Below are 13,453 nucleotides of genomic sequence, written 5' to 3'. Positions count from 1 at the left end.
CCCATGCTGAAAATCACAAGAAAGAACACGCTTCTTCTTGGCACACTGATCCTGACCGCGTCCGGGATCATCTGCAGAATTCTTGGATTTCTCTATAGAATATTCCTGTCGCGCCGGATCGGTGCGGAAGCCTTTGGTATCTACCAGCTCGCCACACCACTCTACGCACTGATGCTCTCCCTTGGCGCAGGCGGCATGCAGACGGTGCTCTCGCGCTTTGTCGCATCGTACCTTGCCAAAAAGGATTCCAGACGGGCAAAGATCTGTCTGGCGGCCGGATGCGGCATTGTAGTGATACTTTCCTTCTCCGCCTCCATCTTTCTCTTTTTCAGCGCGGATTTTATCGGAACACGGCTTCTTTTTGAGCCGCGGACGATTCTGATCCTCCGGATTTTATCACTCGGCATTCTCCCCTCCGGGATCCACAACTGTCTCTCGGCATGGTATCTTGGCCAGAATCAGACGGCACTGCCTTCTTTTTGCCAGCTTTTGGAACAGTTCGTGCGCATGGGCGCTTCCTACCTTGCCTGGCTTTTCTGTCTTTCCACAAGCCTCCCCTCTGCCGCTGTTGCTGCATTCGGTACTGCCGCCGGCGAACTCTTTTCGTGTCTCTTTCTGATGGCCTGCCTGTCCGTCTCGCACAGCAGGTCCCCTCAGAAACACCGCCCGATTTCTGTTTTTTTCAAAGAAAAGACCCTCTGGTACGATACCTTCCGAGAGCTTGCTGTTTTGAATCTTCCGCTTACGCTGAACCGTATTCTTCTGAATGTCCTCCACAGCATTGAAAGTGCTCTGCTCCCCGGCTGTCTGGTCACCTCCGGTCTTTCCCGGAAAGCAGCGCTCTCGCAGTATGGCATTCTCACCGGTATGGCACTTCCGATGATCTTTTTTCCATCTGCCATCACCCACGCAGTGTCCGTCATGCTTCTGCCCGGCGTAGCAAAACAGCAGGCCGACGGTACGCCGGAGCAAATATCAGACACGATCCGTTATACAATTTCTTTCTGTGTGCTGCTTGGCACTTCCGCTGTTTTTGCCTTTTTCTTTTTCGGTCCGTGGCTTGGACGTTTCCTTTTTCAAAACGAAGAAGTCGGCGTTTTTCTGCGTATCCTTTCATTTTTAAGTCCTTTTCTCTATCTGGAAACGACACTTGGAAGCATTTTAAACGGCCTTGGAAAAACTTCTCTCGTTTTTTTCCAGAACCTTGCCGGAGATGTAATTCGTATTCTTGCAATTCTTTTTCTCGTCCCGGTTTTCGGCATCCGTGGCTATCTCTATGGTATTCTTGCAAGTGAACTTACCATTATGACAATGGCACTTTTGTTCCTGCATCGGGAATCTGCAAACGGATTTGCTGTTCATTGATACCTTTTTTCTATCTTTTTTAAGAGAAACAGAATTTTCGCCGAAAAAATATCGACAATCTTCGCGTTATGTATTATAATTTATAGATAGTTTGCGACGGGGCACACAAGAACGCTCCTCTGTCCGCAGCTAGAAAAGAAGTGCATCTAAGATAAAGGAGAACGAAAATGAGCCTTGAATTTGTAAGAAAACTTCCCACCCCAACAGAGATCCGGGAACAATATCCCTTAAGCGCCCGCGCAACCGAAATCAAAAAACAGCGTGACGCTGAAATCGCAAAAGTCTTTACCGGGGATTCCGATAAATTTCTTGTTATCGTAGGACCTTGCTCCGCAGACAACGAAGACGCTGTTCTGGAGTACAATCACCGTCTGGCAAAGGTTGCCGACAAAGTATCCGACAAACTGATCATCATCCCGCGTGTCTATACCAACAAACCGCGTACCACAGGTGAAGGCTACAAAGGTATCGTTCATCAGCCGGACCCGGAAGGAAAGCCGGACCTGCTGCACGGCCTGATCGCCATGCGTAAAATGCATATGCGTGTAGTAGAAGAGACTGATCTGACTTCTGCAGACGAAATGCTGTATCCGTCCAACTGGAGCTATCTGTCCGATATTCTCTCCTACGTTGCTGTCGGCGCACGTTCCGTAGAAAATCAGGAGCACCGCCTGACCGTTTCCGGCATCGACATTCCGGCCGGCATGAAAAACCCGACCAGCGGTGACCTTTCCGTTATGATTAACTCCGTCATCGCCGCACAGGGCTCCCACTCCTTTATTTACCGTACCTGGGAGGTAAAGACAAGCGGAAATCCGCTGGCGCACACCATTCTCCGCGGTGCGACCAACAAGCACGGCAACTCCGTGCCGAACTATCACTACGAGGACATTCAGCTTCTGCTGGAGAAATACAACGAAACACATCTCGTAAACCCGGCTACCATCATCGATGCCAACCATTCCAACTCCGGAAAGAAATACGAGCAGCAGATCCGTATCGTCAAAGACGTTCTGCACACAAGACGATGCAACAAGGATATCGAAAGTCTCGTAAAAGGTGTTATGATCGAAAGCTATCTGGAGCCTGGCAATCAGAAAATCGGATGCGGAAATCATGTCTATGGTAAATCCATCACTGACCCGTGCCTTGGCTGGGATCAGACCGAACGCCTGATTTATGATATCGCTGAGGAGTGCTAAATTTTCTCAACACCCTAAAAACATCAAAAACCTTCGCTGCAGTTTTTCACCAGTCTGCGGCGGAGGTTTTTCTATCGTTTTACTTTTCTGTTCCACCTTTACTTTCTCGGATGTGCCTTCCGGTACACATCCCTGATTTTATTCACACCAAGGTGGAGATACATCTGCGTCGTCGAAATATCGGCGTGTCCCATCATCTCCTGGACACTCTTTAAGTCCGCACCGTTTTGCAGCAGATGGGTTGCAAACGAATGACGCAGGGTATGCGGCGTAATATCCGCAGTAATGCCTGCGGATTTCGCATAGGATTTCAGAATTTTCCAGAATCCCTGACGACTCATCGAACCTCCGGAGCAGTTGACAAACAATACATCATCATCCCGTCCATGCATCAGGGCTGCGCGCGCACTCCCAAGATACTGCTCCAACGCCTTTTTCGCCGGTCCGCCGAACGGAACGATCCGCTCCTTTTCATCGCGGCAGGTGATGTAGCCCATCATAAGATTGACATCCTGTGTTTTCAAATGGATCAACTCACTGACACGGATACCGGTCGCATACAGCATTTCCAGCATTGCTTTATCGCGGATACCCTTTGGCGTGTCGGTTTTGGGCTGGCGAAGCAGCAGATCGACCTCTGCGATGGAAAGGATCTCCGGCATTTTCCGCTCAACCCTCGGTGGCTGCAGTGCTTTCGACGGGTCAGATACCATTTTTCCCTCCTGACACGCATATTGGCAAAACATATGAATCGCCGCAATGCTGCGCGAGATCGTTGCCGGGGAGAAGTGTTCCCGCTCCAGATATAATAAATAAGAATTTAAAACCGTTGCATTCATCTGCTCCGGTTTTTCTATTCCGTGCTCCTTCAAAAAAACTGCCAGCTTTCGAAGATCGCGCTGATAGGAGACTTCTGTATTTTTTGATGCTTTCTTTTCCGTCTGTAGATAGTCCGTAAATGACTGTATCGTTTCCTGCATAGCTTTTTTCCTTTTTGCTTTTTTCTCCCTCTCACTGCCCGATAAAGGGTAACAATGCTTTTAATTATATACACGTTTTTTCAAAAATGCAATTCCCTTTTCCGACCGTTTTTACAGGATTTTCGCAAGAAACCACGGATTGACATAACTCTCAAGCAGAATACCCCACAGAAGCAGGATCAGTGCAAAGAAGTAGCGCACGCCAAAGCAAAAATATTCCTTTTTCTGTATGCCGCCGGCAAGGTGATTCGTCTCTGCCATCCGGCTGCACGCAGCAGCCATCAGAAATAACGCGGCAAGGTAGAGGAAAATCTGCGGAAAAAGAGCCAGAAAAAAGAATAAAAGACCTGCCATTCCGTTCTGCAGATAGGCAGCCGAGAGAAAGACGCCACACAGAAAACCATATGCCCAAACGGCAGCAGTGGCAAAATACGCACCGATTGCCGTCAATCCAAAGAGAAGTCCCGCAAATGCCGGTGCTAACCGTACCTTTAGAAGATAGGAAAAGCAGGCCTTTGCGGAAATTTTTCTTCCAAAAAACGCCTCCGCCTGAAATAGGCGGACGCTATTTCCCTCCTTCATTCCCGTGTGGGATGCCGCAAGCAGCAGCAGTACACCGAGGGTCATACCGGCCGCAAACCAGAGGGCAAAAAAACGAATATATGCATTCTCATCCCGTTCTCTCATTTGCTTTTTGCGCCTCCTTATTTTCTGCCTTACTGTCAATGTATTCACGGTTCATAGACAATATACGTAAAAGAAGTGCCTGCTCCGCAGACCCCCATCTGCGAATGGCACTTCTTTCCTCTTTTCAGGGTCCCCCAATGTCTCACGCACCGAAATGTCCGTTCATTTCAAACCCTGCTTTTTGTATATCCCCATAAGATATTTTTCACTTCTTTTATTTCACGACAAGATAGGTATCCAGATCATCGAACTGATCAAGGTAGCTGACTGCGCCCTCGTACATATTGGACTGCAGTACGATATTTACCGTGTTATAGATGCAGCGTTTCAATTCTGCCATCGTCAGAGTTCCATCTGCAAGTTCTTTTTTGATGTTCTCGTGATCCTCCGGCAGACCCGGCATTACCATGTCATTTCCGGCTCTCATGCAGCCCGCTGCCGTACACTCGCCCTGGATCTGTACGTTGGTGGTTGTCCAGTCGGTCATGATAGCTCCTGCAAATCCCCACTCATCTCTCGCTGCTTTCGTGCAGGTATCGTAGCAGTTTGCAGCGTGTACACCATTGATCAGGTTGTAAGATGTCATAATGGACATCGGCTGTGCATCTTTGACTGCGATTTCAAAGCCTTTCAGATAGATCTCACGCAGGGCACGCTCGGACAGGATGGAATCGGAGCCCATACGGTTATCCTCCTGATTGTTGCATGCGAAGTGTTTGATCGTGGTTCCGCAGCCCGGTACCTTCTGTACACCGAGCGTCATAGCAGCCGCCATCATACCGGCAAGCAGCGGATCCTCGGAATAATATTCAAAGTTTCTTCCGCAGAGCGGATTTCTGTGGATGTTCATGCCAGGTGCCAGCCACAGTGTTACGTTGAACAGCTCCATCTCATGGCCGATCATCTCGCCGACTCTCTTGATCAGTTCTACATCCCAGCTCTGTGCCAGAAGTGTTCCGACCGGAATTGCGGTACAGAACTGATAATAGGTTGTTCCGCGTTTTTCCTGCGGCTTACTGAAGAAACCGCCTTCCAGGGCAGCCAGGAAATCGCTCGCTACGATCTCTCCGTTGTCTACCTGATATTCTCTCTTCAGACGAAGACCTGCAGGTCCGTCGACCAGAGCAATCGTGGTTACATTCCACGGCTCCTCCGAAGCACACGGGGATGTCTCCGCTGCTGCTCCCGGAACAGAAATTCCTGCGGAGCCAAGCGCGTTGCCCTGTGCTCTTCCCGGATCACCGGTTGCAAGGAGTGCCAGCTGATCCACAGAAAGGGATTCCACAATCTTTCCTGCTTTTCCAGGAAGCTCTTCCGGTACCGGCTGGTAATCTACTTTCTCAGTTGGGATCTCAGATGCTTTGAGCTCGATCACGCTCATTCTCTTTTCTTTTACTTCCTTCTGCCATGCAGCCTCTCTTGCCTGAACTTTTTCTGCATCAGGAACAATCTCATTCAATTTCTCTTTCAGCGGGCAGATATTTTCACACGCTGTCATGACTGCTTTCTCGTCCAGCTCCAGCGCGCCGGAGAGAACAGATGTATTCAGATCATTTCCAATCCAGATACCATACATGCCCGGCTCCAGAATCCAGGATGCGCTTTCCTCCTCATAAGAAGTCAGCTGATACAGCGGGAAGGTGATGGTCATGGTCTGGGATTCCTTCGGAGCCAGCAGTTTTGTTTTTCCAAAGCCTGCCAGGCGGCGGAACTCTTTCACCAGTCTGCCCTGCGGGCAGGAAGCATAGATCTGTACAACTTCTTTTCCTGCATAAGTATCGCCGGTGTTGGTAACGGTAACAGTCACGCTTACTTTCGGATTCATCATACCGCGGCCGCTTACTTTGATGTCATCGGTTCTGATCTCGAAATCGGTGTAGGACATACCGTAACCGAAGGAGTAACGGACTGGTACTTCAAAGGTATCGAAGTAACGGTATCCAACGAAGATACCCTCTTCGTATTTTTCTTTCATGAGGTCGCCGCTCTTGTAGCTGTAAACCTCTGCACCCGGATAATCATAGTAATCTTTTGCCCAGGTATCTGTCATTTTTCCGGATGGGGTTACATCGCCGCTTACAACATCAGCAAATGCATTTCCGCCTTCCTGGCCTGCCTGTACGTACTGTAAAATAGAGCGGATATTGTCAAATTCTTCTACGAATGCCAGATCCATCAGGCCGCCGGTGTTGATAACAAGAACAACGTTTTTATAGCATCTGGAAACCTGTGCCAGAATAGCTTTCTCTTCTTTGGAGATGAAGTAGTCACCCTCCGTATCAAAACGGTCTTTGTTCTCTCCTGCGATACGTGCCAGAACGAAGAATGCGGTGTCTGCACCGTCGGCTGCTGCTTTCTCTTCATCGATTGGGTTTCCGGATGGCATAAAGAACGGGGTTGCAGAGTAAGCATCAAAGAATTTTGTGTCGTCTCCGTTCAATTTTGTGAAAATCTCATTTTTCCAGTCCAGTCTTGCCTGTACGTAGAGTTTATCGTAATCCTCCAGCCATTCACTGCTTGTTACGTCGTAGCCTGCATTTTTCATGCCCTGGAAAATATTAACGCTGTCACGCTCATTGACATCGCCGGAACCGGTGCCTCCTTTGATGGTGCGGATCGCACCTGCTCCGTAAAGACCTACCTTGCTGCCCTTTGCCAGCGGCAGGAAATGATCTTTGTTTTCCAGAAGAACGAATCCCTCTGCTGCTGCCTCGCGGGCAAGTTTGCGGTGATCTGTTTCACGCTGGGTTACTTCCGGAGATGTAGTTCCGTTAAAGGTTCTTACCTTTGCTTTCATGTCTTTGTTCCTCCCAAACTTTGTTTCGTGCTAATGTCTCCATTATCTTCCCTTTTTCGTGTAACTTCTAGTTCCTTTCTTGTCCTTTCTCTGGTTGATATTGATATTTCGCCCAATTTCTGGTACAATATTCTTATCTTTTTTGATTATAATTGACGTATATTTCTATCACATCCTGGAGGTACTTATGGAATCCTGCTTTTACGAAACAATACACGAAACCGATCTGCTGCACGTCCGTTTTGAGCTGCAGGATGCGCCCGCTTTTGTTTTTCCGGCGCACTGGCACGAATATGTGGAAATTCTCTATCTGATCAGGGGACAGTTTTCCGCGATTGTCCAGGCAACGGAGTATCGGTTAAACGAGGGCGATCTGATTATCATCAACTCCGGCGACCTCCATATGACGCGCTCCAACACCTGTACATATCTTCTGCTGCAGATTTCCGCAAGCCAGATGCGCCAATATCTGCCGGACTTTGATACGATGCGTTTCGACACGATCATTCCCTGCTCGGAACAGCCGGCTCCGCTCCGCGCACTGCTCTCGGAGATGAACGAGATCCGGCAGAATCCTTCCGATTCATACCAGCTTCTCTTTACCTCACGACTGTACGAATTTCTGTACCATCTCTGCCGGTCGTATTCCCACCAGATCCCTTCGGCATCCCTCACGGGTTCACAGCGCGATCTGCAGCGCGTGACACACGTTATGAACTGGGTGAAAGTGCATTACCCGGAACCGTTAAGCCTCGAAACAGCCGCGGATTCCCTGGCGCTCTCGAAGGAGTATTTCTGCCGGCTCTTTAAAAAGTATACCGGACAAACCTTTCTCGAATATCTGAACGATGTGCGCACGATGCACCTGTACGAAGATTTACAGAATTCCGACGAAACGATCACGGTACTGATGGAGAAAAACGGGCTGTCGAATTACAAAATTTTTATGCGGACCTTCAAAAAGCTGTATGGCTCTACACCTCAGAAAATGCGCTCGAACCGGATACGGCACGTATAAATTCTTTTGAAACTTACTGTTCTTATACACACTGAAAAGGCTGTGGAACATGATTGCTCATGTCCACAGCCTCTTTTTGATTTCGTTATTAAATTGTTTCGTAGAAAGTCTTTTATTTCGCGTAATCCGTTACACGGCTCTCGCGGATAACATTGACCTTGATCTGTCCCGGGTATTCCAGTTCAGCTTCGATCTGTTTCGAGATATCCCTTGCGAGCAGTACCATTTCAGAATCGGATACCTGCTCAGGAACAACCATGATGCGGACTTCTCTACCAGCCTGAATAGCAAAAGATTTTTCGACACCCTTGAACGAATTCGTGATGTCTTCCAACTGTTTTAATCTGTTGGTATATGTTTCGAGTGTTTCTCTTCTTGCACCCGGTCTTGCTGCGGAAATTGCATCCGCTGCCTGAACGATACATGCAATCAGAGACTGGGGCTCTACATCCCCGTGATGTGATTCTACTGTGTTGATCACAATCTGAGATTCTTTGTACTTTTTGCAGAGATCTGCACCGATCTGAATGTGAGATCCTTCTACCTCATGGTCGATGGATTTACCGATATCATGAAGCAGTCCGGCACGTTTTGCCATGCGGACATCGCATCCTACCTCTCCTGCGAGGAGACCGGAAAGCTGTGCTACCTCGATCGAATGCTTTAATGCATTCTGTCCGTAGCTGGAACGGAATTTCATTCTTCCAAGGAGACGGATCAGCTCCGGATGAAGTCCGTGTACACCGACTTCCAGTGCGGCTGCCTCGCCTTCCTCGCGAATATTCTGTTCTACTTCTTTGCGGGCCTTTTCTACCATCTCTTCGATGCGGGCCGGATGGATTCTTCCGTCTACGATCAGTTTTTCCAGAGCAATTCTTGCCACCTCACGGCGGATCGGATCGAATGAGGAAAGAACGACTGCTTCCGGTGTATCGTCGATGATCAGGTCAACGCCTGTCATGGTTTCGAGTGTACGGATATTTCGTCCTTCACGGCCGATGATGCGGCCTTTCATTTCATCGCTCGGAAGCTGTACCACGGAGATGGTACTCTCGGATACGTGATCGACAGCACATTTCTGAATAGCTGTTACCACATACTCTTTTGCCTTACGGCCTGCTTCCTCTTTTGCTCTGCTCTCCAGCTCTTTGTAGAGCTTTGCTGTGTCGATTTTTACTTCGTCTTCCACAGATTTTAACAGATACTCTTTTGCTTCCTCGGAGGTAAAACCGGAAATTCTTTCCAGTTCCTGTACTCCTTTTTCGTGTAGACCGTCTACTTCCTTTTCTTTCTTTCTGACGCTTGCCTCTTTTGCTGCAATTTCGTTTTCACGACGCTCCAATACGTCCGCTTTTTTATCTACAGATTCTTCTTTCGATAAAACGCGCTTCTCATATTTCTGCAGTTCCGCTCTGCGCTCTCGGGTCTCTTTTTCTACTTCATTCTTCGTACGAAGAGACTCCTCCTTCGCCTCCAGCAGGGCTTCCCGTTTCTTAGTTTCGGCAGTTTTCAGTGCTTCATCTATGATGTTTCTCGCCTTTTCTTCCGCTGTGCCAATTTTCTCAGCATCCTGCTTGATTTTATTGTCCACAGCAATTTTCCTGGTAACAGGAACCGCAATAAGCAGCGTGACTACTACAGCAATGAATACCAGCAGAATTGTAATACCTGTACTCATTACCGGAGCACCTCCTTATTTAGTTTTCATTGCACATTTACAACACTACAATTTTATACTGTTTTCACAAATTTGTCAATGTTTTAAAAATATTCATGTAATTTATTGCACATAATTTCGCGGCATGTGGCGGAATCGCCGGGAATATTCAGAATTCTTCGTCAGCGGAATCTTGGTATTCTTCCAATGCCCGACGGATTTCGGAACTGCCGAATCCCTTCCGCATCAGAAAACCGGCGGCACGGCGGTACTCTTTTTCATCCAGCCGGTGCGGCGTGCCGAGCTTTGCGAAGGCGGCACTTTTTGCAAGTTCATACTCATCGCGGGCATCCTCCTGCTCTTCCAGGACGGATTCCACCAGTTCCCGGTCCACGCCTTTCTGTGCCAGCGCATAGAGGACTGCCTTTTTCCCTTTTTTCGCACCGCTGCCCGCAAGATACTGCTCCACGTATGCGCGGTCGTCGATATAGTGAAAGCTCTCCACGTACGAGACAGCCTCTTCAATGGCTCTCTCGGGATAGCCGTCTTTTCGTAACTTATCTTCCAGCTCTTTTTTCGTCCGCATCTGTCTGAGCAGCAGATACATCGCGCGGTGTTTGGCCCTTTTAGTCAGCACTTCCCCTGCCAGCTTTTCATAAACCTCATCGGGAAGCTCCTCCTGCTCTTTGATGCGGGAAGCGCGGATTTCCCCGTTATAAAGAACCAGATCCTCTCCGTCATCGAAGAGGATCCGTGATTTCTTTTTATTCAGAGGACGAATCTCTGTCACAAACATTTATTCGTCGTCTCCTTCGGTTTCCGGAACTGCTGCTGTTTCTTCTGTGCCTTCCGGTGCTTCTTCCTTGATCAGGCCGTAAGCCACGCGCACTTTGTGCTCGATCTCATCCATGATTTCCGGATGCTCGCGCAGGTATGCTTTCGCATTTTCGCGTCCCTGGCCGATCTTGTCGCCGCCGTATGCGAACCATGCGCCGCTCTTCTGTACGATGCCGACGGAAGCTGCCAGATCCAGAACGTCTCCTTCTTTGGAGATTCCTTTTCCGAACATGATATCAAATTCTGCCTCGCGGAACGGCGGAGCTACTTTGTTTTTCACGACTTTGATTCTGGTACGGTTTCCAACCATCTCTCCGCCCTGCTTTAAGGCTTCGATTCTTCTGACATCGAGACGGATGGAAGAATAGAATTTCAGTGCACGGCCGCCGGTTGTGGTCTCCGGATTTCCGAACATGACACCGACTTTTTCACGCAGCTGGTTGATAAAGATAACAATACAATTGGATTTGCTGATCGCTGCAGTCAGTTTCCGGAGTGCCTGAGACATCAGACGCGCCTGCAGTCCGACGTGGGAATCTCCCATGTCGCCGTCGATCTCGGCTTTTGGAACGAGGGCTGCAACAGAGTCCACGATGATGATGTCTACCGCACCGGAACGAACCATCGTCTCGGTGATCTCAAGTGCCTGCTCGCCGTTGTCCGGCTGTGAGATGTAGAGGTTTTCAATATCAACACCGATGTTTTTGGCATAGGCCGGATCGAGCGCATGCTCTGCATCGATGAAGCCGGCAATTCCGCCGCGTTTCTGTACTTCGGCTACCATGTGGAGCGCTACGGTTGTTTTACCGGAAGACTCCGGTCCATATACCTCGATAATTCTTCCCTTCGGCACACCGCCAAGACCGAGTGCGATATCCAGGCTTAAAGAGCCGGTCGGGATGGTTTCCACGTTCATGTTTGCTGCGGAATCTCCGAGCTTCATGACAGCTCCTTTTCCGTACTGTTTTTCAATCTGTCCAAGTGCGGCATCGAGTGCACGCAGTTTATCTTCGTTATTATTTCCCATACTGAATATTCTCCTTACCATGCGAACGTCCGTTCGCTTCTGTATACATACTATTACAAATCTGCTTTGTTGTCAACTGTTTTTCTTGTGTCTTTTTTCAGCCCCCAAATCCTCTGCACCGGAGCTGCTTCGAATATATCCTTATGCACAAGTGTAGCATATTCCACTCTCCTGCCGCAACCCAAAAATACTGCAAAAAAATCCCGAAACGGCTTTTCTTTCCTCTTCTGCCATTTCGGGATTTTTTTCTTATTTTTCAGAATGCAGACCAGCTTATCCGATCAGCCAGTTGTACATTTCCTCGTACTGTTTTGCGGAATTCGCCCAGGAGAAATCCTGTGCCATTGCGCGGTCGATCATCTTGTTCCACTCGCGTTTTTTGTCGTAATAGATGCGCTCTGCGTACCGCACGGTACCCATCATCTCATGCGCATTGTAGTTTGTGAAGCTGAATCCAGTTCCTGTTCCCTCGTACTCATTGTACGGCTCTACGGTGTCTTTGAGGCCGCCGGTCTCGCGGACGATCGGAAGGGTTCCGTAGCGGAGGCTCATGAGCTGGGAGAGTCCGCATGGCTCAAACAGGGACGGCATCAAGAAGGCATCGCAGGATGCATAGATCTTGTGTGACATTGCATCGGAATAGTAGATGTTTGCCGAAACCTTCTTGTCGTATTTCCATGCGAAGTGGCGGAACATGTTCTCGTAGCGCTCCTCGCCGGTTCCAAGGATCACAAACTGTACGGCATCCTGGCACATCTCATCCATCATATAGCTGATGAGGTCGAAGCCCTTCTGATCGGTCAGACGGGATACGATACCGATCATCATCGTCTTCGGATTGACCTCGAGTCCTAACTCCTCCTGCAGTGCCAGTTTATTTTTCACTTTCTCTTTACGGAAGTTCTTTACATTGAAATTCTTTGCAATCTGAGCGTCTGTCTCCGGGTTCCACTCATTGTAGTCGAGTCCGTTTACAATACCGCGCAGATCGTTTGCTCTTGCACACATCAGACCGTCGAGTCCTTCGCCATAGAACGGGGTCTGAATCTCCTGCGCGTATGTATTGCTGACGGTGGTGATCGCATCTGCGTAAACCAGACCGCCCTTCAAGTAGCTGGCATCGTGTTTGAACTCCAGCTTATCCGGTGTGAAGTAGTAGTCGGAAAGGCCGGTAATGCTCTGAATCGTCTTGCGGTCCCAGATGCCCTGGAATTTCAGGTTGTGGATCGTCATGACGGTTTTGATTCCCCGATAGAATTCATCTGCCTGGAAACGCTCGTGCAGGTAAACCGGAACGAGACCGGTCTGCCAGTCGTGGCAGTGGATGAGGTCCGGGCGGAAGCCGATGGTCGGTAAAATGGAAAGCGCTGCTTTACTGAAGTAAGCAAATTTTTCCAGATCCCACGGCATGCCCGCATATGGAGTGCTTCCTCCGAAATGCTCCTCGTTGTCGATAAAGTAGAATTTGATGCCTTCATATTCCATCTCGAAAATGCCGACATACTGCTGTCTCCAGTTCAGATCCATGTAGAAGTTTGTCACATACTGCATCTGATTTTTAAACTGTTCTTTGATTCCTGCGTATTTTGGAATCACCACGCGCACATCAAAATACTCTTTCGGGAAGTATTTCGGCAGAGAACCTACTACATCCGCCAGACCGCCTGTTTTGATGAACGGTACACACTCTGAAGCCACGAACAAAATATTTTTCATGAAAAGAATCCTCCTGTAATTTCATGCTGATTATCGCATCTTTGTTTTTCTGTAATTCCTTCCTTTTTGTCACGATCCTATGAAACGCGAAAGGATAATCAACGTCCTGTCTGTATTATACCGTACTTTGTCCAGAAAAAAAAGTCTAAACTTCTGTAATTTCTCCG

The 13,453-nt window shown here is 48.6% G+C and carries 10 protein-coding genes; 3 read left to right on the top strand and 7 right to left on the bottom strand.

Features of this window, described 5'->3' with window-relative positions; genetic code table 11:
- Positions 1–3: 3 nt before the first annotated feature.
- A complete protein-coding gene (locus DWY63_RS01095) occupies positions 4–1,365 on the top strand; it encodes a polysaccharide biosynthesis protein (protein WP_117800860.1) in 1,362 nt (453 codons plus the stop codon).
- 167 nt (positions 1,366–1,532) lie between these two features.
- Complete coding sequence (locus tag DWY63_RS01090) at positions 1,533–2,567, top strand: 3-deoxy-7-phosphoheptulonate synthase (protein WP_022463331.1); 1,035 nt, start codon at positions 1,533–1,535, stop codon at positions 2,565–2,567.
- Positions 2,568–2,665: 98 nt separating this feature from the next.
- Here the strand turns inward: DWY63_RS01090 and xerD are convergent, their stop codons facing one another.
- The 3 genes from xerD to DWY63_RS01075 form a co-directional block, all read right to left on the bottom strand.
- Positions 2,666–3,547 (bottom strand): site-specific tyrosine recombinase XerD, encoded by an 882-nt coding sequence (gene xerD / locus DWY63_RS01085; RefSeq protein ID WP_117800857.1) that lies wholly within the window; start codon positions 3,545–3,547, stop codon positions 2,666–2,668.
- A 111-nt stretch (positions 3,548–3,658) separates the two neighbouring features.
- The gene (locus DWY63_RS01080) at positions 3,659–4,234 is read right to left on the bottom strand and encodes a stage II sporulation protein M (RefSeq protein WP_022463333.1); all 576 of its coding nucleotides are present in this window, start codon (positions 4,232–4,234) and stop codon (positions 3,659–3,661) included.
- 214 nt (positions 4,235–4,448) lie between these two features.
- Positions 4,449–7,031, bottom strand: a complete 2,583-nt coding sequence (locus tag DWY63_RS01075; RefSeq protein WP_117800854.1) for a glycoside hydrolase family 3 protein — start codon at positions 7,029–7,031, stop codon at positions 4,449–4,451.
- A gap of 187 nt (positions 7,032–7,218) precedes the next feature.
- On the opposite strand from DWY63_RS01075, the gene DWY63_RS01070 reads away from it, so the two are divergent.
- Positions 7,219–8,049 carry an AraC family transcriptional regulator gene (locus DWY63_RS01070; protein ID WP_055267029.1) on the top strand — a complete coding sequence of 277 codons (831 nt, stop codon included), beginning with the start codon at positions 7,219–7,221 and terminating at the stop codon, positions 8,047–8,049.
- Between the two features lie 112 nt (positions 8,050–8,161).
- Here the strand turns inward: DWY63_RS01070 and rny are convergent, their stop codons facing one another.
- The 4 genes from rny to glgA form a co-directional block, all read right to left on the bottom strand.
- Positions 8,162–9,727 (bottom strand): ribonuclease Y, encoded by a 1,566-nt coding sequence (gene rny / locus DWY63_RS01065; RefSeq protein WP_117800851.1) that lies wholly within the window; start codon positions 9,725–9,727, stop codon positions 8,162–8,164.
- 148 nt (positions 9,728–9,875) lie between these two features.
- Positions 9,876–10,502 (bottom strand): regulatory protein RecX, encoded by a 627-nt coding sequence (locus DWY63_RS01060; protein ID WP_117800848.1) that lies wholly within the window; start codon positions 10,500–10,502, stop codon positions 9,876–9,878.
- Entirely contained in the window at positions 10,503–11,570 is a 1,068-nt protein-coding gene (recA, locus tag DWY63_RS01055; RefSeq protein ID WP_022463338.1) for a recombinase RecA, read from the bottom strand. It lies immediately after the preceding gene.
- A gap of 273 nt (positions 11,571–11,843) precedes the next feature.
- Positions 11,844–13,286 carry a glycogen synthase GlgA gene (glgA, locus tag DWY63_RS01050; protein WP_117800845.1) on the bottom strand — a complete coding sequence of 481 codons (1,443 nt, stop codon included), beginning with the start codon at positions 13,284–13,286 and terminating at the stop codon, positions 11,844–11,846.
- Between the last annotated feature and the right edge of the window lie 167 nt (positions 13,287–13,453).

Origin of the sequence: Blautia sp. AF26-2 (assembly GCF_003460955.1) — a bacterium.
GTDB lineage: Bacteria > Bacillota > Clostridia > Lachnospirales > Lachnospiraceae > Fusicatenibacter > Fusicatenibacter saccharivorans.
This window is presented reverse-complemented; position numbering and strand designations above follow the sequence as displayed.